Genomic DNA, 18482 nt, shown 5'->3' on the forward strand with positions numbered 1-18482 from the left:
TTTGCCCAAAAAAGTATTATTAGAAATTCAGTTTGCCGTTCGTCATTAGATAATAGAAAACTCCGGCGGCGATCATTAGAACAAAATAAACGATGACCAAAATCTTTTGTTTTTTGAGTGCGGACAAAACCAGCAAACCCAAAATCCCAAAAACTAAAACAAACATTTTTTGAATTGGATCAGTAATAAACATCGATCCTGCAATTAAAGCGAGCAATAAAAAATGGAAAACTCTTTCCTTCTTTAAGATATATTCTTTCATTTTCTAAAAATAAGAAATCCTTTCAGAATGCTGAAAGGATTTTCTCTTTATTTCATGTTGACTACTTTATCAACCACATATTTGGTATTTCCACGCCATGGAATTGCACCGTTGTACTCTTTGTAATGCAAATCGAATTGCTTTCCGCTGTTTTCTTCTAACTGTTTAAAGACAGCTTCGTTTTCTACAGAGAACTCAAATTCATAACTGGTAAGACCGCCAGTTTTTCCGCGACCAAAACCTTCCTGAATAAGTTTCCCTTCGTAAGTTTTAAATAGGTATCCTTTTTTCGTAGCGTAATTAAGATAGCCTGATTTGACGCCTTCCGCAAAAACGAAAAAATATTTATACCACATAAAACCTCCCAAAACGAGAAGAACGGCCACAACAACGATCCAGATTTTTTTCATAGCGTTTACTTTTTACTAATTACTGTTCTTGGCGATACTTCTTGAAATTACGATTTTTTGAATCTCAGAAGTTCCCTCATAAATTTGAGTGATTTTCGCATCACGCATCATTCTTTCAACGTGATATTCTTTTACATAACCGTAACCTCCATGGATTTGAACTGCTTCAATTGTAGTATCCATAGCAACTTGCGAAGAATACAATTTTGCCATTGCTCCGATTTCAGAAATATCTTTTCCTTCGTCTTTTTCTACAGCTGCTTTGAAACATAACATTCTGGCTGCCATAATCGACGTTGCCATATCTGCTAATTTAAATGCAATTGCCTGGTGATTGATAATTTCTGTTTTGAAGGCTTTACGTGTTTTAGCATATTTTAAAGCCAATTCGTAAGCACCAGAAGCGATTCCTAAAGCTTGAGAAGCAATACCGATTCTACCACCGTTTAAAACTGCCATTGCGAAGTTAAATCCAAAACCGTCCTCACCAATTCTGTTTTCTTTCGGAACAACTACATCTGTGAAAAGCAAAGAATGCGTATCACTTCCGCGAATTCCCAACTTGTCTTCTTTTGGACCGATTTCGAAACCTTTCCATCCTTTTTCAACGATGAAAGCATTGATTCCTTTATGTTTCTTTTCAGGATCGGTTTGTGCAATAACAATATAGTAAGTTGCAGTACCACCGTTGGTAATCCAGTTTTTAGTTCCGTTTAAGATATAATGATCACCTTTATCAACTGCCGTTGTTTGTTGCGAAGTAGCATCTGAACCCGCTTCCGGCTCTGATAAAGCAAATGCACCGATTACTTCCCCACTTGCAAGTGGTTTTAGATATTTCATTTTTTGCTCTTCGTTGCAAAATTTTTCAAGACCAGCGCAAACCAATGAATTGTTTACAGACATTACTACCGCCGCAGAGGCATCTACTTTTGCAATTTCTTCCATAGCAAGTACATAAGAAACGCTATCCATTCCTGCACCGCCATATTTAGGATCTACCATCATACCAAGTAGTCCCAGTTCTCCCATTTTCTTTACCTGTTCGTGAGGAAACTTCTGAGCGTTGTCCCTTTCTATTACTCCTGGTAAAAGTTCAGTTTGTGCAAAATCTCTTGCAGCTTGCTGAATCATTAACTGTTCTTCAGATAAATTAAAATTCATAAAGTTTAAAAATTGTTTGGTTGTAAAAATACAATTTTTCTAAAAAGGAAAAAATTAAAATAAAACTTACTTTCAAATAGCTATTGTGGGTTTAAATAAAAATGATATTTTTACATTAATTCAATAAAATATTTGAATTAAATAAAGGTATTCATCAATAAAACTATCATATGTCAATAAAAAGAACTTTTGATTTCGCGCATAATGCGTTAGAAAAATATTCAAGAGAAGATATGTTCGTTACCAAATATAATGGTAAGTGGGAAAAAACATCGACCAGCGAATTTATCGCTCTAGGAAATAAAGTGTCTCGAGGGTTATTAAAACTCGGCATAAAACCAGGAGATAAAATCGCGCTAATCACCACTGCCACAAGAACTGAGTGGGCGGTAATGGATTTGGGAATCTCTCAAATCGGCGCAGTTTCTGTACCTGTTTATCCAAGTATTTCGGCTGACGATTATAATTTTATCTTTAATAATGCTGATGTGAAATATTGTTTTGTTTCTGATAATGACTTGTATGAAAAAGTGATGAAAATTAGAAACCAAGTAGCCACGTTACAAGGTGTTTTTAGTTTTGATGAAATTAACGGTGCACCGAACTGGCGGGAAATTATTGATTTAGGAAGTGATGAAGCGACACAAGGTGAAGTTGAAGATATCTCTAACTCCATTAATACAGAAGATTTAGCAACGATTATCTATACCTCTGGAACGACAGGAAAACCGAAAGGAGTAATGCTCTCCCATTTGAATATTGTATCAAATGTATTGGGTTCTAATCCAAGAATTCCGAGAGTGAAAGGTTTGGAATATTCGGATATCAAAATTTTAAGTTTCCTACCGATTTGTCACATTTTCGAAAGAATGCTTTTTTATCTTTATCAATACAATGGCTATGCGATTTATTTTGCGGAGAGCATTGAAAAGATGGGCGATAACATCAAGGAAGTGCAGCCGCATATTATGTCGGTAGTGCCGAGATTGATCGAGAAAGTGTACGATAAGATTTACGATAAAGGAACAAGTGCCGGTGGGTTAAAATCTAAAATATTCCTGTGGGCACTTGGCGTGAATAAAGCCAAAGAGAAATTAGGAAAACCATCTGGTTTAAAAGAAATTATTGCTGATAAATTGGTTTTCTCCAAATGGAGAGAAGGTTTGGGAGGAAATATCATTACGTTAGTTTCGGGTTCTGCGGCGTTGTCTGCACGATTAAATAAAATGTTTCAAAATGCCGGAATTCCTATATTGGAAGGTTATGGTTTAACGGAAACTTCGCCAGTAATTTCAGTGAACAGTTTCGGTAAAATTAAAATCGGAACGGTAGGTCATGTTTTAGATAATCTGGAAGTTAAAATTCAGGAAGATGGTGAGATTACGGTAAAAGGTCCTTCTGTATTTAAATCTTATTTTAAAAATGAAGAGATGACCAAAGAAGTATTTACGGCTGATGGTTTCTTTAAAACAGGCGATATCGGACATCTTGATGATGAAGGTTATTTGCATATTACCGATCGTAAAAAAGAAATGTTCAAAACTTCTGGTGGGAAATATATCGCGCCTCAGGTGATTGAAAATCTAGCCAAAGCGTCAAAATTCATTGAGCAAATTATGGTGGTTGGTGATGGTGAAAAAATGCCGTGTGCTTTTGTACAGCCGGATTTCAATTTCATCAAAAACTGGGCAGAAAGAAAACAGTTAAAAATCGGAACTACGCCAGCCGAAATGGCTAAAAGTCCGGAACTCAAAGAAAGAATAGGAAAAGAAATCGCTTATCTCAACACCAAATTAGGAAACTGGGAACAGATTAAAAGATTCGAACTCACGCCAGAAGTTTGGTCGATTGATTTAGGTCTCCTCACTCCTACTTTGAAACTGAAGAGAAAAGCAGTGAAAGAAAGGTACATCAAGCTGTATAATGAAATGTACGGACATACGGAGTAAATTTCAGGTACGGGTTCTGAGTATTCGGGATTCGAAAAACAAATAAATTTGAAAGCACGGTTTTTTTAAGCCGTGTTTTTTTTGATGAAAAAGCGTAAGAAATTATATACTCCTAAATAGCTATGCCTATTTTTATACTTATAATAAATATCAGTTTCGTTTTAAAATTAATTTGAAAATTCTATCCTCACATTATCATTCCAAATATCACCAACGAACTTTAAACAATTATAAATAAACATCAAGAATATAAGCTTTTTTAGGTTCAAAATATTTCCTCTAATCAGATCTATTAATTTAAAACAATCATCTAAATACCAGCCAGTTCAATGTTTTTTAATTAAAATATTTATTGTAATTTTGATTGAGAAACAGCAAATTACTTTTCTATTTTCAGTTTAAAACCAAACCATCATGAAAAAGTTTCATCCATTTTTCGCTATCGGAACCGTAGGAATTATTGTGATTGCCGGCCTGCATCTGTTTTTATCATTAGTGTTATCAATAACTTCAGTTCATACTCCATTTTTTACCCTCTATTCTATCTTCTTAACTTTTCTAATACTGGGTGTTATTTTCACCATAAAAGATCAAAAAACTTCTGCTTAGCGCAACACAAGAACATTTATCTTTTTGGTAACAGATCAAACTTTCTGATAAAAAGCGGTGACTTTTTACGGGAAAGTCAACCCAAAATTCCCCATTAGTTTTTAATCGAAATTATCTTCGCAATCCATTCACACAGACTTTCATCGTAAAAGAGCTGGCATGTCAACTTTTCCTTTTCCCATCGGCACTAATTAAAAACAATTACCTCAATATCAGTTTGTTATACATATTCCTACTGAACTAATAATTGTAATTTTGATGGTACGATAAATATATCCTATTTCTAGTAAAGATGTGATTCCTTACTCCTTTGGTATGGTAATGATAAAAGAATAATTCACGCCTTTACTTATCAAAAATCATGAGCCAAAACACTTCACAGCTCATTTACATAAAAGTTAGCATTCCTGTAAAGACAAAAGGAGAATCCGACAATTCTTAAAAGAGTAAGAAATAATTTAAAAACCAACCAAATGAAAACGACAAACTTTAAAATGAGAATGAACTGGAATATAATTGCGGTATTTTTTGCTGCAATGGTACTGCTAGGAATTACTTCCTGTAAAGTAAGTGAAACAAACAGTCAAATTGATATTAGAACTAAAACTATTACCAAACAAGAAGTAGCAGATGCGCAGAAAGCATGGGGCGAAGGTATTGTGAACATTGGAAAAGTTTTTTCAGAACATGGTGACTACAAAGCGGCTGCTACTGCACACCTCAATAATTTTTATAATTATCAGGAAGGTACTGTTTTGTTTAAACCAACTTTAGCCTCTCAAAATCAGTTCCGTACTGATTTTGAAGGTGCCTTATCCTATTTTGTAGCAGGGAACAGCAAATATCCGGAAGATGCAGGTTTTGCTATTAATCCATGGAGCGCTGTGCGGTGGGAAAATATTGGGACTAAAATTATTGGTAATATGGCTGTAGCGATGGGCAATTATTATTTCACACCGGCAACAGGTGGTAATGAAGGAAAAGTAGAATATTCTTTTGCCTACACGAAAAATAATACGGGTCAACTGAAGATCATCCTTCATGATTCCCACTATCCCTATTCGCCAAAAAAATAATAAAAGTACCTAAAACTAATGAAAGACTATTTAAAATTCTACTTTGGTTTTTTATAATCATTGGGATCATAGGAATATCAATATTAAGTTATGTCAAGTTTTTTTTACCCAATGTCGGAGAAGCTCCGAGTATGACCATAGAAAGAACTCCCGAAAGAATTGCACGTGGACAATATCTCGCCAACCATGTTACCAATTGTATGGATTGCCATTCCAAACGTGACTGGACAAGATTTGCGGGAGCTTCAACTGAAGGAACTTTGGGAATTGGTGGAGATTTATTCGATAAAAACTTCGGGTTTCCAGGAAAATATTATGCAAAAAATATTACACCGTACGGACTAAGTCGTTACACCGATGGTGAACTTTTCAGAGTAATAACAACCGGTGTTACGAAAGAAGGTGAAGCTATATTTCCTGTAATGCCTTATCATTACTACGGACAAATGGATCAGGAAGATATTAAATCCATCATTGCCTACATCCGCACCTTGAAATCTATCGAAAATAGGGTGCCTAATTCTACGTCTGATTTTCCGATGAATTTTATCATCAACACCATTCCACACCAGGCAAATTTTACAATAATACCCGCAAAAACCGATATTATTAATTATGGGAAATATTTGACGAATGCCGCAGCTTGTGTGGAATGTCATACCAAATTTGAGAAAGGCAGCTTGGTTGCCGGAACAGAATTCGGAGGAGGAAGAGAATTTCCTTTTCCCAATGGTTCGATTGTTCGTTCCAGCAATATTTCGCCTGATAAAGAAACCGGTTTGGGAGACTGGACGGAAAAAATGTTCCTTGATTTATTTCATACCCGTTCGGATTCTACGATTCTTAACACCAAACTTAAACCCGGAGATTTTAATTCGATGATGCCATGGACGATGTATGGCAAGATGAATGATGAAGACCTGAGTGCAATTTTTGCTTATTTAAAAACAGTTAAACCCATTAAAAATTCGGTGGTGCGTTTTACGTCTGGTAAGGAAGGTGAATAGTGAGTGGTGAATGGTGAATGGTGAATGGTGAATGGTGAATGGTGAATGGTGAATTTTAGAATATCTTAATTTCAACTTTAAGATTTTGATGAAGTAATTAAAGTTCATTCAGATTGCCTTGTGGAATTGAATTGATTGGAAATTGATTCTTGCTGATTTGGCAGATTGAGCAGATTAATTTTGTTGAAGGGCATTGCCAAACGGTTTATCTTGTGGCTTATGACAGACAAAGTTTCTAAAGTATATTTATTTTAATAATGACCACCCGAAAGAATTCGTGCGGTGGCCAATGTTTTTTCTTTTATAGTTAAAAGATAAGAGATTTACAATTTTAGACCAATACTCTATTTTGGCGACACTACTCTATTTTACTGGTGTTTTTTGCCCAAAGATAAGTTGCAGAACTTCTTTCGGTGGAACTTAAATTAGATTGACTGAGATCAAAAGATAAAATTCCAATCACGACCACCCATTCACTATTGGTGGGAAAAGCGAAATCCCAGGTGATTGCTTCCTGATTTCGAGTCGCAGAAATCTCTACCGTCAATGTAGCAAGATTTGTGATTGCTATATTTTCAGTATTGGGATTAATCGTAAAGGCTTCGAATATGAGTTGAGCTTTAGTGATTTTTTTAGGAGGTTTTATCTGCTTTCCCCATTGTAAAGACGGAATTTTGCATTGCACATTACGTGCTTCATCATGGCTAAATTCCGGATAAAACTGGGTCGATTTTTCCCAAGGCAAGTTGCTGTTGAAATCAAATCCCAATAAGGCTTCTGGATTTTGAAAGGATAAATCGGCAGTTGAAGATTGATCAGGAGTTGCCTTAATAAGCGTTTTGGTCATTCTTGCGCGGTGTCTCGCTGCATAGCGGTTGTCGGTGACGATCGCCAATTTTTCAACCAATACCTTTCTATAGATTTTATCTCGGGTACTCGCCCACCCAAATACCGAAGCTGCTGCTTTAGTTTGCGCAGACTGTTTCACTTTTCCCGGTTTGCTTCTTACATATTGTTCTTTACCATTTTGTACAAAGACCAAATTTGCAACCGCACCGCTGAGGTTTGTATTCTTGGAGATTCTTGCCATTGTTCTGTGTTTTTGCGTGTACGTTTGTTTAGGGTTTCTACTCCCTATATGGTATAAAGGTACATAATAAATCTATTACAAAAGCATAGCATCTTTATACTTTATATGGACTTACTATGGACCTACTATGGACTTGGTATGGAGAAGTTCAGAGGATGACCGAACTAAAGAATTGGTTGGTTTGTTAAAGGTAACAAAAATAATAGAACAGCTAAAAAGTTTTTATTTTTTTACCATAAAGTCACAAAGATGATGCTTAAAAAAAGGTTGTACAAAAGAGCATCAAGGTGCATGCTTGTTATTTTTGTAATAATATATAGATATCTCTTTTGTGCCTCTTTGTGGTTTAAAGTTTAGGGTAAAGATTACGTATAGATTATCATTGTTTTCTTTGTCATTGTTCAAACATAATTTTATTAAAAAAAATCGGGCGATTCCTTAAAGAATTGCTGTAAATCTGTAAAGTTTATGTTTAAAACCTTTTAAATGCGTTTGAATTTCCAAAATATTTATAAAAACTTCCGTATTCCAATTTTGATTATCTTTATCTCTCAAAATCAGCGCGCTATGATCTGGAAAGCCAAATTAATTAAACACCATAATGTAGGCAGGATTGCTGTGGAATTCGAGAGGGATGAAGAACTAATCCGTAGAATAAAGCTGATTAGTGATGCCCGCTGGAATCCTCAAAAAAAGTATTGGCATATTCCAGATACTTTTGAAAATAGAGAACGCTTCAAAATAGTACAAAAGGAAGATACCAAACCTTCTGAGGAGGGCAAAGAGCAACTTAATCAATTTATCCGCTGCCTTTCTGTGCAAAGATATAGCCCAAACACAATCAAAACTTATTCTGACGCACTCCGTTCTTTTTTTATTTTTTTCAGAAAAAAGAATATTTCAGAAATTACAAACGATGATGTCCTTTATTTTAACACGGAATATATTTTAAAAAATAATTTTTCCGCTTCCTATCAAAATCAAATAACGAGTGCCGTAAAATTGTATTTTAAAACCGTTCGTGAAACTAAAATTGAAATTGAAAAAATTAATCGGCCAAAAACCCCTAAAGTTTTGCCTAATGTTTTGAGTAAAGAGGAAGTAAAATTGATTTTAAATGCACATCTCAACATTAAGCATAAAACGATGCTTTGCTTGATGTACAGTTGTGGATTACGGCGGAGTGAATTGCTTCATTTAAAAAGTCAAGATATTAATTCTAAAAGAAATATAGTCCTGATCAAGCAAGGTAAAGGAAAAAAAGACCGAATGGTCCCACTATCCAGTAAAATTTTAGAATTATTACGGGATTATTATAAGCAATACCGACCAAAAACCTGGCTGTTCGAAGGTAAAAATATTGGCGAACAATATTCTGAGCAAAGTTTACAACATGTCTTAAAACAAGCTGTGGTAAAAGCAAATATACAAAAGCCCGTTACTTTACACTGGTTGCGTCACAGTTATGCCACGCATTTGTTAGAAAGTGGCACTGATTTGCGTTATATTCAAGAATTACTGGGACATAACAGTAGTAGAACAACGGAAATTTACACCCATGTGAGCACAAAGAGTTTACAACAAATCAAAAGTCCCTTTGATGATTTATGAATTTTCTATTGATTTTGAAAAATCATTGAGGAATTAATCTATTTTTTAATATATTTGAAAAACAAATAAGTATCAGGTTGATGATACCAATACGCCGTATCTCGGGTGTGTTTGTATCACGCAGTGATACCTATAAGAGAGTTAGCAGAAATGCCATACAAACAATCGCCCATTTTCAAAACTTGAAAAATTTAATTTTATAAACGATGAAATTTGCCTGTCCTTTTTTAATTCTGCTACTTTCATTCTCCTGTCAGAAACAAATAAAATTTGATAAAGATTTATGGAATAGCGATGATACTGATGATAAAATAAGTTATGATTTAAGATATGAAATGCTGGATGACTTATTAGAGAATTACAGTTTAAAAGGTAAAAATATTCAAGAAATTGAAAAAATTATTGGAAAGATTAATGAAAAAGGACATGACGATCAGAAAACGCAAGATGCTTTAATTTATACAGTTTTAATAAAATGGCGCGGAATTGATCCTGTACACTACAAATATTTAAATCTTCATTTCAATAAGCAAAAAATTATTGATAGTGTATTTATATCTGAAAGAGAAGTAGATTAGAATTAAAGAATAATGGAAATAGGCACTTCTGCTAACAAAGTATTTCTATTAGCGGGTCGGAAGTTTATATCATCAAGATTTTCGCTAATTGTTCAATTTGTTATATTTACCAAGACTTGTTATAAAAAACCCCCGCCAACAGAAATACCCAACCGTTATCTGCAATCCCCCCTATACCCCCGAATTGACTTCTCAAGCTAACGTTTGGTGCGTATAGAAAATATTTTCTAATTTTATTAAGCTCTTTGCAAGGCCGATTTTAAAATTGTTGCGTAATAGCACGGGTGCAATCCTGGTTGAGATGTATGTGATGACTTCAGTGGCGGTCTAATTGATTAGAACCCCGTTCAGAATATTTTTTTTGCCTAAAGAACATCTCCTTAGAGTATTTTTAATCATTAATTTTTGAAAATATGAATGAGAACAAAATTTCAATGGAAATTATCAATTCAAATGCTGCAGGAATTGATATTGGTAGCCGATCTCACTGGGTTGCGGTTGGCCAAAAAGAGGAAGATATTAAAGAGTTTGGTGTTTTTAATGAGGACTTAAAAAATCTCTCAAATTGGCTCAAAGAAAAAGACATTCAAACCGTTGCAATGGAAAGTACAGGAACTTATTGGCAAGCACTTTATGCTATTTTATTGGCTGATGGATTCCAAGTGATTTTGTGTAATGGCAAATTCACTAAGAATATTAAAGGCAGAAAAACAGATGTTCAAGATTGTCAATGGATTCAAAAACTACACAGTATAGGCCTTTTAACAGGTAGTTTCCTTCCAGATGAAATTACAGAGAAGCTCAGAACCTACTGTCGTCATCGTGCAAATTTATTAGATTCTGCAGCAAGCACTTCAAAAAAAATGCAAAAATATTTACGGTTATTAAACCTTCGATTAGATGTTGTTGTTAATGACATCTGTGGTTTAACTGGATTACTCATCATTCATGCGATTTGCAACGGAGAAAAAGATCCTTTAAAATTAGCCGAATTAAGACACGGTAATTGCAGAAAAACAGAAGAAGAAATTTCAAAAGCACTTCATACTAATGGTAGAGAAGATTATTTATTTGCCCTCAATCAAGAGCTTGAGATGTATGAAGTCTTGCAAAGTAAAATTGTACAATGCGATGTAGAAATTGAGAAAATCTTAAACTCAACAATCGGAAAAGACGACAATAAAAGACAGCATCACATTGAACCTAAAAAACACACAAAAATTAATAAAACACTCCTAAAAATATCGACTTAAATTTAATGGCCTATCAATATTTTGAAGGTGTAGATTTACTGGCAATAGAAGGAGTTTCCTATTCAACCGTACTTTCAATAATGAGTGAAGTTGGATTAGAGGGTATCAAGAAGTTCCCGACTGCAAAACACTTTGCAAGCTGGTTGAGACTGACCCCAAACAATAAAATAAGTGGTGGTAAAATACTTTCTAATAGGATCCCAAAAGGAAGTAACCGTTTAAAAATCGCTTTAAGAAATGCAGCAAATGCGATTGGTAATCTAAAAGACTCAACACCATTATCGGATTTTTTCAAGCGAATCAATTTTAGAAAAGGTCGAGTATCTGCAATCTCAGCAACTGCAAGGAAATTAGCAATCATCATTTGGAATATGGTCGTTAAAAATCAAGCTTATGTCAATCCGGAAGGCTACTTATTTTTGGATGAAAAAAGAAAACTAGGCTTAGTAAAAAGGATTCAAAAACAAATTACTAAATTTGGTTTGACTAATGAAGAAATTAATTTCGCAACTAATTGATTGTGAGCAAAAAAGAAAAACGTTAGTCAGAATCCCAAAAGAAACTACATTGAAAAACATATATATAATTCTAAGTCTCATTTTATACAGTTTAATCTATTCTCAAGAAAAGATTGAGATACCTTTTACATATGAAAATAATTTAATTAATATTCAAATTGGTGTTAATGGTAAGAAAGAACATTTTATATTTGATACTGGGGCAAGAAATGTTTTAACCAAAAAATTCGCTGATGAAAGTCATTTTAAATTAAAAGATGGAAGAAAAATAGGTGGTTATAAAGGTAAAACAGAATCATTTAAAACGGACGTCAAACTGATAACCATTCAAAATAAAGATTTAAATGATGTTTCATTTATAGTTCTAGATTGGGAGTTTTTAAATCAATTAAATATTTCAGGCATTGTAGGTGTGGAATTTTTTACTGACTTGGGCTATCAAAAGTTTATGATTGACTATAAAAGCAAAAAAATAATTTTAGGAACGGAACTTCCAGTTAGTCCAGAATATAAATTTAAAATGGTCAAAAAGGGTTATCCTAGAATTTTAATGAAAAATGAAAAATTTCTGATTGACACCGGAAATCCGTTGTTTGGGGAGATATCTGAATCAATTCTTGCTAATAATGCGAACTGTACGAAATATACAATTTCATCATTATCTATTACTAATAAACATATTGATTTATGCAACATTATTTTACCTGATGAAAAAAATGTAAATTTTAATTTTCAGTCATTTAAAATAAAAAATTCCCGTAATGTCATTGGAAATCTAACATTACAAAATTTCATTATATATTTTGACATAGAAAATAAAGAATTTTATTTAAATGAAAATAAATTCTTCTCTACGTTAAAAGATATTTGGTTTCTCAATAACAATATTGGTTACATTGTGTCTGTAATAAATGAAAATTCTGAACTATATAATTTAGGAATTAGAGAGGGATTTTATTTGACAGAAATAAATAATAAAAAAGTTACAGAATTTTTAGACGGACAAGAAATAAATTTTTATTTGCTCAATCATAAAAACATGGTTTTGAAGTTTAAAAATATGGATAATATTGAAATCACTGAAACCGTGTCAGAAATAAAATAAATCTCCAATCTTACAAAAATCTTTCAAACAATGAAAAGAATCAAATTTTTACTTTTTCTTACTTTAGCCAATATGGCATTTGCCCAAAACAAATTATTTTTATACGATTATAAATTTATTCCAGATTCGATTAGTAGAGATAATTCGAAAAATGAATTAATGATTTTGAATATTCAAAAAGATAGATCTGAATTTTATAGTTCCGAAAGATATTCTTCTGATTCAACACAGTTAGCAGAAAGTAAGAAAGGAATTATGGCAATGCCATTTAGTAAAGAAATGATTAGTGATAGAGTTATAAAGTTCCCTAATTCAAATCTCATAATCTACATAACTTTCTTATCTTGGGATAAATATATTATTAAACAAGACATTGATTTAAAATGGACGTTGGAAAATGATTTCTCCAAAATTTTAAATTATGATGTTCAAAAAGCAACAATCGAATTTGGAGGAAGAAAATGGATTGCATGGTTTACTAAAGAAATCCCAATTCAAGATGGACCATATAAATTTAAAAACCTTCCAGGTTTGATTCTGAAAATTGAGGATTCTAATAAAAATCACACTTTTGAATTAAAAGGAATAAAAAGTGCAACTACCGAATTTGACTATCCAAATTTGAATAATTATAAAGAGTATAAATTGAGTTATGATCAATATGTAAAAAAATATAAGAATTATCGGAAAAATCCAACGGCGGATTTAGTTGATAAAATTCCAGACCAGAGAGATGCAAATGGTAATTTTAGAACTTCTACACAAATAATAAGAGAATTAAATAATCAGTGGTTAGAACGTTTTAAAAAAGACAATAATATAATCGAAGTAAACCTGCTACAATAAAAGGTACTGCAGATAACATCGTATTGGCAATAGTGCGGATGAATCGTAAGTTTAACCATTTTAAATATACCGAAGATTAATTTATAATAAGCAAGTTTTCGTTTTAAAGCCGCACCATCGCCAATACGCAAAACGTTAGTGGCAATCCCCCCTATACCCCCGAATTGACTTCTCAAGCTAACGTTTGGTGCGTATAGAAAATATTTTCTAATTTTATTAAGCTCTTTGCAAGGCCGATTTTAAAATTGTTGCGTAATAGCACGGGTGCAATCCTGGTTGAGATGTATGTGATGACTTCAGTGGCGGTCTAATTGATTAGAACCCCGTTCAGAATATTTTTTTTGCCTAAAGAACATCTCCTTAGAGTATTTTTAATCATTAATTTTTGAAAATATGAATGAGAACAAAATTTCAATGGAAATTATCAATTCAAATGCTGCAGGAATTGATATTGGTAGCCGATCTCACTGGGTTGCGGTTGGCCAAAAAGAGGAAGATATTAAAGAGTTTGGTGTTTTTAATGAGGACTTAAAAAATCTCTCAAATTGGCTCAAAGAAAAAGACATTCAAACCGTTGCAATGGAAAGTACAGGAACTTATTGGCAAGCACTTTATGCTATTTTATTGGCTGATGGATTCCAAGTGATTTTGTGTAATGGCAAATTCACTAAGAATATTAAAGGCAGAAAAACAGATGTTCAAGATTGTCAATGGATTCAAAAACTACACAGTATAGGCCTTTTAACAGGTAGTTTCCTTCCAGATGAAATTACAGAGAAGCTCAGAACCTACTGTCGTCATCGTGCAAATTTATTAGATTCTGCAGCAAGCACTTCAAAAAAATGCAAAATATTTACGGTTATTAAACCTTCGATTAGATGTTGTTGTTAATGACATCTGTGGTTTAACTGGATTACTCATCATTCATGCGATTTGCAACGGAGAAAAGATCCTTTAAAATTAGCCGAATTAAGACACGGTAATTGCAGAAAAACAGAAGAAGAAATTTCAAAAGCACTTCATACTAATGGTAGAGAAGATTATTTATTTGCCCTCAATCAAGAGCTTGAGATGTATGAAGTCTTGCAAAGTAAAATTGTACAATGCGATGTAGAAATTGAGAAAATCTTAAACTCAACAATCGGAAAAGACGACAATAAAAGACAGCATCACATTGAACCTAAAAAACACAAAAAAATTAATAAAAACACTCCTAAAAATATCGACTTAAATTTAATGGCCTATCAATATTTTGAAGGTGTAGATTTACTGGCAATAGAAGGAGTTTCCTATTCAACCGTACTTTCAATAATGAGTGAAGTTGGATTAGAGGGTATCAAGAAGTTCCCGACTGCAAAACACTTTGCAAGCTGGTTGAGACTGACCCCAAACAATAAAATAAGTGGTGGTAAAATACTTTCTAATAGGATCCCAAAAGGAAGTAACCGTTTAAAAATCGCTTTAAGAAATGCAGCAAATGCGATTGGTAATCTAAAAGACTCAACACCATTATCGGATTTTTTCAAGCGAATCAATTTTAGAAAAGGTCGAGTATCTGCAATCTCAGCAACTGCAAGGAAATTAGCAATCATCATTTGGAATATGGTCGTTAAAAATCAAGCTTATGTCAATCCGGAAGGCTACTTATTTTTGGATGAAAAAAGAAAACTAGGCTTAGTAAAAAGGATTCAAAAACAAATTACTAAATTTGGTTTGACTAATGAAGAAATTAATTTCGCAACTAATTGATTGTGAGCAAAAAAGAAAAACGTTAGTCAGAATTTTATAAAAACCGCGCTTAAATGAAATATTTGATTATCATTTTTCTTTTCACTTTTTATGCCTGCAAAGAAAATCCTGACAGAGTGGAGGAAATGTCTGCAAATAATGGTAAAAATTATGTGAAGAAATATTTCAAAAATAATTCAAAAAGTAAAATGGAGGTTTATGATAAAAACACAAATAAACTTTTAATCGTCACAGAATTTGACAAAGAAACAATTACAAAAATTGTGGAATTTTATCCAAATCTAAAGAAAAAATTAATTGCAACACTGTTGAAAAAACCTAATTTTTTTGGAGTGAAAAATTATTCCGAAAATGGAAAAAAGGAAAGTGAAGGTTCTCTTCTATATAATTATAAAAAAAGTAGTTTAAGTCCTGTGAGTTATTGGTTGTTTTACAATAAACAAACAGGAGAAATCGATTCAATTGGACATTATTTTAGTGACGGAGATACTTCCGTACTTGTAGACGTGGAAAGAATTGACAACAAAAACAAAAAAATGACTAAGATTAAATATTTCGAAGCAAAGCCAAAGGACACTTTGAGTGACTCAATAACCTGGGAAGTAAAAAGGATTCGCTAAAAAAAACTGCATACAACACGGTATTTCTATTAGCGGGTCGGAAGTTCCTATCATCAAGATTTTCGCTAATTGTTCAATTCGTTATATTTAATAATACTTGTTATAAAAAGTCCCGCCAACAGAAATACCCAACCGTTATAGGCAAATTAAATGACCGCTACCAATAATATACGAGACATTTTTTCAATACTTCATGATGGAGCAATTTCCTCATGGAAAGGAGATAAGAGTTTTTTGACTTTGACAGTTGATTGTCAATATTTAGCCGAACTTATTGACAAATCGTTTGATAGATTTTATGTTGAACTTTTGAAAGTTGACAAACTATTCTTAGAAACATGGCCAAATCCATTTGATTTACCGGTGCAAACTTTGACTAAACTAAATGATATTTTCAAAGCAGAACTTGAACTGCTGTCCGCGGAAATCAAAGATGGAAAGGTGGAAATTGCTTGTAATCAACATGACATAGACTTTAACTATTGTGGTGGTACCTTGACAATTAGTTGTGAAACAATAAAAATATATGACCAAGATAAAAACGAATTGACTGTAAAGCAGATAAATATTCTATCCAATAAATACTGGAATAATGCAAGTGATCAACTGGAACAGGATATCAATCAAAGAAATTTGAAATAAATCTGCCTATAACATCGTATTGGCAATAGTGCGGAGGAATCGCAAGTTTAAAGATTTTAGATATTTAGAAAATTAATTTATAATAAGAAAGTTTCGGCGTTAAAGCCGCACCATCGCCAATACGCAAAACGTTATGCGACATTTTAACCAACACTTTTATCAAAATGAAATTCCCTCATTATTTACTTATCTTTCTTATTCTATTAACATCTTGTAAATCTGATAAAATTTCTGAAAAATCGATTGAACTAAATAATAAAGCGATAAATGCGATTAGTGTGGAACAATATTCAGAAGCGTTAAAATATTCCGAGCAAGCGATTAAAGCAGATGAAAAAAATTATAACGCTTATACGATAAAAGCACAAATGTTTATTAAGCAAAACAATTTAAATGAAGCCGAAAAAACAATTCAAAAACAATTGGAAATAAAACCAGATTTCGCAGAAGGTTGGACATTTAAAGGATTGATTAACGATTTAAACGGAAATCAAAAACTCGCAAACCAAGATTATCAAAAAAGTATTGAATTATTTAAAGAAAGAAATCAAAATAAAGAATTTAATCCTCAATTAAACGATTCAAACATATATTTTTCACTACTATTAATAGGCGATTTAAACAGCCAAAAAGAGATGGAAAAATTAGAAAATAAATGGGAGAATAATAAACCCGCTTATGAAACCATGATTTCAGTAAAAAAAATGGGCAAAAAAGAATTAATTAAACAGATGTTAATAGACTAAAAAAACGCCGCATAACATCGTATTGGCAATAGTGCGGAGGAATCGTTAGTTTAACCATTTTAGATATTCCGAAGATTTGTTTATAAAAGAAAAAGACGGTATTTTTAGCCGCACCATCGCCAATACGCAAAACGTTGTAGTGCATTAAAAAAAAATGAACGAAAGATATTTAAAATTAGAAGTTATCTGGAAAGATGAGGATATGTTCGAATTAAAAGTTTCGGCAAATAACGGACGCTATTCTGGAATTACAGAAGTATACGAAGTATCTGATTCCCTACTGAAATTTGTAAATGAACTTAATGGATTTCCATTTGGAAAAGATAAAGTGACTCACTCCTGCGGAGAAAAAGACAGTTACGCATATTTTGAAATGGAATTTTATAAAATTGGTTTGACTGGAAAATGCGGATTACAAATCAAAATGGAAGAAAATGTTGCAACAGAATATAGAAAAGAAGAGAAAGACAAGCTTGTGATGGAATTGATTGTTGAGCCAAATTCGATAGATATTTTTTGTAGAGAACTGAAATTATTAGCTGAAAACGAAAGTGGAGTTGCGGAATTAAAAGCTGTTGGAAAATATACCAATAACATTGCGTAGAATAAATAACGCACTACAACACGGTATATAAAAAATAGCGGATTCTGTGCTTAATCGAAGATTTTCGCTATTTTCGAAGTTTAGTGTTTAACCGAAAGTTTCGGCAATTTAAGCCGCTACTTTTCATATACCCAAACGTTATCTGCAAACGAAACCGACGTTTAAAACCGAAGATGAAAATTTTATATATTTTGATTTTATTTGTATTTCTAACTTCTTGTAAAAAGTCAGAAAAATTTAATAGTGTAGACGAAAACGAAAAAATTTTTACAATGAATCAACTTTCTGGAAGTTATGACTCAATTACAAATAGAGTTATGAAATATGGGGATGAAGATGCATATTCAGAATTATTCTACAGTTTTAAAGATTCAAATTTTGGAGAACGGACTGATTCACTAATGATTTATTCTAAAATCATGGCGGAGAAATATAATGACGAAAAAGCATATATCGATTATTTAGATGCAATTACTGAAAAATACGAACTAAAGAATGAAATTGGCGATTACACAACATTAAACATTTCTAAACTCGACAAATCAAAAAAAGAAAAAATTTTAAGTTGGTTAAATGTTATGCTAAAAAAGAAAATTATAACGCAACAAGAATTTGAACAAGTAAAAAAATAAATCGTCTGCAG

Annotated in this window: 21 protein-coding genes; 17 read left to right on the top strand and 4 right to left on the bottom strand. The window is 32.7% G+C overall.

Features of this window, described 5'->3' with window-relative positions:
- Window positions 1-19: 19 nt before the first annotated feature.
- From Q73A0000_RS03795 to Q73A0000_RS03805, 3 genes are read right to left on the bottom strand one after another with little or no spacing between them, the layout of a single operon-like run.
- Window positions 20-262, bottom strand: coding sequence for a hypothetical protein (locus Q73A0000_RS03795; RefSeq protein ID WP_193812760.1), 243 nt, complete (start codon window positions 260-262; stop codon window positions 20-22).
- A 47-nt stretch (window positions 263-309) separates the two neighbouring features.
- Window positions 310-672: a hypothetical protein gene (locus tag Q73A0000_RS03800; protein ID WP_193812761.1), complete on the bottom strand. Its 363-nt coding sequence runs from the start codon at window positions 670-672 to the stop codon at window positions 310-312.
- A 15-nt stretch (window positions 673-687) separates the two neighbouring features.
- Window positions 688-1836, bottom strand: a complete 1149-nt coding sequence (locus Q73A0000_RS03805) for an acyl-CoA dehydrogenase (RefSeq protein WP_193812762.1) — start codon at window positions 1834-1836, stop codon at window positions 688-690.
- A 170-nt stretch (window positions 1837-2006) separates the two neighbouring features.
- Here Q73A0000_RS03805 and Q73A0000_RS03810 point away from each other — a divergent pair, with 170 nt between their 5' ends.
- The 4 genes from Q73A0000_RS03810 to Q73A0000_RS03825 all read left to right on the top strand — a co-directional run bounded on the left by Q73A0000_RS03810 (window position 2007) and on the right by Q73A0000_RS03825 (window position 6477).
- Complete coding sequence (locus tag Q73A0000_RS03810; RefSeq protein ID WP_193812763.1) at window positions 2007-3785, top strand: AMP-dependent synthetase/ligase; 1779 nt, start codon at window positions 2007-2009, stop codon at window positions 3783-3785.
- Window positions 3786-4199: 414 nt separating this feature from the next.
- Window positions 4200-4394 carry a hypothetical protein gene (locus Q73A0000_RS03815; RefSeq protein ID WP_193812764.1) on the top strand — a complete coding sequence of 65 codons (195 nt, stop codon included), beginning with the start codon at window positions 4200-4202 and terminating at the stop codon, window positions 4392-4394.
- A gap of 473 nt (window positions 4395-4867) precedes the next feature.
- Window positions 4868-5470 (top strand): phosphoribosyl-AMP cyclohydrolase, encoded by a 603-nt coding sequence (locus tag Q73A0000_RS03820; RefSeq protein ID WP_244140793.1) that lies wholly within the window; start codon window positions 4868-4870, stop codon window positions 5468-5470.
- A gap of 131 nt (window positions 5471-5601) precedes the next feature.
- The gene (locus Q73A0000_RS03825) at window positions 5602-6477 is read left to right on the top strand and encodes a c-type cytochrome (protein ID WP_208458802.1); all 876 of its coding nucleotides are present in this window, start codon (window positions 5602-5604) and stop codon (window positions 6475-6477) included.
- 358 nt (window positions 6478-6835) lie between these two features.
- On the opposite strand, the gene Q73A0000_RS03830 is transcribed toward Q73A0000_RS03825, so the two are convergent.
- Window positions 6836-7567, bottom strand: coding sequence for a hypothetical protein (locus Q73A0000_RS03830; RefSeq protein WP_193812765.1), 732 nt, complete (start codon window positions 7565-7567; stop codon window positions 6836-6838).
- Between the two features lie 486 nt (window positions 7568-8053).
- Here Q73A0000_RS03830 and xerA point away from each other — a divergent pair, with 486 nt between their 5' ends.
- The 13 genes from xerA (at window position 8054) to Q73A0000_RS03885 (ending at window position 18471) form a co-directional block, all read left to right on the top strand.
- Window positions 8054-9178: a site-specific tyrosine recombinase/integron integrase gene (gene xerA, locus Q73A0000_RS03835; RefSeq protein ID WP_244140794.1), complete on the top strand. Its 1125-nt coding sequence runs from the start codon at window positions 8054-8056 to the stop codon at window positions 9176-9178.
- Between the two features lie 206 nt (window positions 9179-9384).
- Complete coding sequence (locus tag Q73A0000_RS03840; protein WP_193812766.1) at window positions 9385-9756, top strand: hypothetical protein; 372 nt, start codon at window positions 9385-9387, stop codon at window positions 9754-9756.
- A gap of 413 nt (window positions 9757-10169) precedes the next feature.
- Window positions 10170-11009, top strand: a complete 840-nt coding sequence (locus Q73A0000_RS16890; RefSeq protein ID WP_244140795.1) for an IS110 family transposase — start codon at window positions 10170-10172, stop codon at window positions 11007-11009.
- 5 nt (window positions 11010-11014) lie between these two features.
- Window positions 11015-11527 carry a transposase gene (locus Q73A0000_RS16895; RefSeq protein ID WP_244140796.1) on the top strand — a complete coding sequence of 171 codons (513 nt, stop codon included), beginning with the start codon at window positions 11015-11017 and terminating at the stop codon, window positions 11525-11527.
- Window positions 11499-12632, top strand: a complete 1134-nt coding sequence (locus Q73A0000_RS03850) for an aspartyl protease family protein (protein ID WP_193812767.1) — start codon at window positions 11499-11501, stop codon at window positions 12630-12632. The genes Q73A0000_RS16895 and Q73A0000_RS03850 overlap by 29 nt, the downstream gene beginning before the upstream one ends.
- A 30-nt stretch (window positions 12633-12662) precedes the next feature.
- Window positions 12663-13478, top strand: coding sequence for a GLPGLI family protein (locus Q73A0000_RS03855; protein ID WP_193812768.1), 816 nt, complete (start codon window positions 12663-12665; stop codon window positions 13476-13478).
- Window positions 13479-13871: 393 nt separating this feature from the next.
- A complete protein-coding gene (locus Q73A0000_RS16900) occupies window positions 13872-14369 on the top strand; it encodes an IS110 family transposase (protein WP_244140797.1) in 498 nt (165 codons plus the stop codon).
- Window positions 14370-14411: 42 nt separating this feature from the next.
- A complete protein-coding gene (locus Q73A0000_RS16905) occupies window positions 14412-15227 on the top strand; it encodes a transposase (protein ID WP_244140798.1) in 816 nt (271 codons plus the stop codon).
- 53 nt (window positions 15228-15280) lie between these two features.
- Complete coding sequence (locus tag Q73A0000_RS03865) at window positions 15281-15847, top strand: hypothetical protein (RefSeq protein ID WP_193812769.1); 567 nt, start codon at window positions 15281-15283, stop codon at window positions 15845-15847.
- Window positions 15848-15997: 150 nt separating this feature from the next.
- Window positions 15998-16489, top strand: a complete 492-nt coding sequence (locus tag Q73A0000_RS03870) for a hypothetical protein (protein ID WP_193812770.1) — start codon at window positions 15998-16000, stop codon at window positions 16487-16489.
- 164 nt (window positions 16490-16653) lie between these two features.
- A complete protein-coding gene (locus Q73A0000_RS03875; RefSeq protein WP_193812771.1) occupies window positions 16654-17235 on the top strand; it encodes a tetratricopeptide repeat protein in 582 nt (193 codons plus the stop codon).
- Window positions 17236-17389: 154 nt separating this feature from the next.
- Window positions 17390-17839, top strand: coding sequence for a hypothetical protein (locus tag Q73A0000_RS03880; protein WP_193812772.1), 450 nt, complete (start codon window positions 17390-17392; stop codon window positions 17837-17839).
- Window positions 17840-18012: 173 nt separating this feature from the next.
- A complete protein-coding gene (locus Q73A0000_RS03885; protein ID WP_193812773.1) occupies window positions 18013-18471 on the top strand; it encodes a hypothetical protein in 459 nt (152 codons plus the stop codon).
- Window positions 18472-18482 lie beyond the last annotated feature (11 nt).

Origin of the sequence: Kaistella flava (ex Peng et al. 2021), assembly GCF_015191005.1 — a bacterium.
Classification (GTDB): Bacteria; Bacteroidota; Bacteroidia; order Flavobacteriales; family Weeksellaceae; genus Kaistella; species Kaistella flava.

Coding starts and splice junctions, on each gene's coding strand:
- Q73A0000_RS03870 (WP_193812770.1), top strand. CDS start 15,998: ATGACCGCTACCAATAATATACGAGACATTTTTTCAATACTTCATGAT.
- Q73A0000_RS03885 (WP_193812773.1), top strand. CDS start 18,013: ATGAAAATTTTATATATTTTGATTTTATTTGTATTTCTAACTTCTTGT.
- xerA (WP_244140794.1), top strand. CDS start 8,054: ATGCGTTTGAATTTCCAAAATATTTATAAAAACTTCCGTATTCCAATT.
- Q73A0000_RS03850 (WP_193812767.1), top strand. CDS start 11,499: ATGAAGAAATTAATTTCGCAACTAATTGATTGTGAGCAAAAAAGAAAA.
- Q73A0000_RS03815 (WP_193812764.1), top strand. CDS start 4,200: ATGAAAAAGTTTCATCCATTTTTCGCTATCGGAACCGTAGGAATTATT.
- Q73A0000_RS03825 (WP_208458802.1), top strand. CDS start 5,602: ATGACCATAGAAAGAACTCCCGAAAGAATTGCACGTGGACAATATCTC.
- Q73A0000_RS16890 (WP_244140795.1), top strand. CDS start 10,170: ATGAATGAGAACAAAATTTCAATGGAAATTATCAATTCAAATGCTGCA.
- Q73A0000_RS03865 (WP_193812769.1), top strand. CDS start 15,281: ATGAAATATTTGATTATCATTTTTCTTTTCACTTTTTATGCCTGCAAA.
- Q73A0000_RS03795 (WP_193812760.1), bottom strand. CDS start 262: ATGAAAGAATATATCTTAAAGAAGGAAAGAGTTTTCCATTTTTTATTG.
- Q73A0000_RS16895 (WP_244140796.1), top strand. CDS start 11,015: ATGGCCTATCAATATTTTGAAGGTGTAGATTTACTGGCAATAGAAGGA.
- Q73A0000_RS03875 (WP_193812771.1), top strand. CDS start 16,654: ATGAAATTCCCTCATTATTTACTTATCTTTCTTATTCTATTAACATCT.
- Q73A0000_RS03800 (WP_193812761.1), bottom strand. CDS start 672: ATGAAAAAAATCTGGATCGTTGTTGTGGCCGTTCTTCTCGTTTTGGGA.
- Q73A0000_RS03855 (WP_193812768.1), top strand. CDS start 12,663: ATGAAAAGAATCAAATTTTTACTTTTTCTTACTTTAGCCAATATGGCA.
- Q73A0000_RS03820 (WP_244140793.1), top strand. CDS start 4,868: ATGAAAACGACAAACTTTAAAATGAGAATGAACTGGAATATAATTGCG.
- Q73A0000_RS03840 (WP_193812766.1), top strand. CDS start 9,385: ATGAAATTTGCCTGTCCTTTTTTAATTCTGCTACTTTCATTCTCCTGT.
- Q73A0000_RS03830 (WP_193812765.1), bottom strand. CDS start 7,567: ATGGCAAGAATCTCCAAGAATACAAACCTCAGCGGTGCGGTTGCAAAT.
- Q73A0000_RS16900 (WP_244140797.1), top strand. CDS start 13,872: ATGAATGAGAACAAAATTTCAATGGAAATTATCAATTCAAATGCTGCA.
- Q73A0000_RS03810 (WP_193812763.1), top strand. CDS start 2,007: ATGTCAATAAAAAGAACTTTTGATTTCGCGCATAATGCGTTAGAAAAA.
- Q73A0000_RS03880 (WP_193812772.1), top strand. CDS start 17,390: ATGAACGAAAGATATTTAAAATTAGAAGTTATCTGGAAAGATGAGGAT.
- Q73A0000_RS03805 (WP_193812762.1), bottom strand. CDS start 1,836: ATGAATTTTAATTTATCTGAAGAACAGTTAATGATTCAGCAAGCTGCA.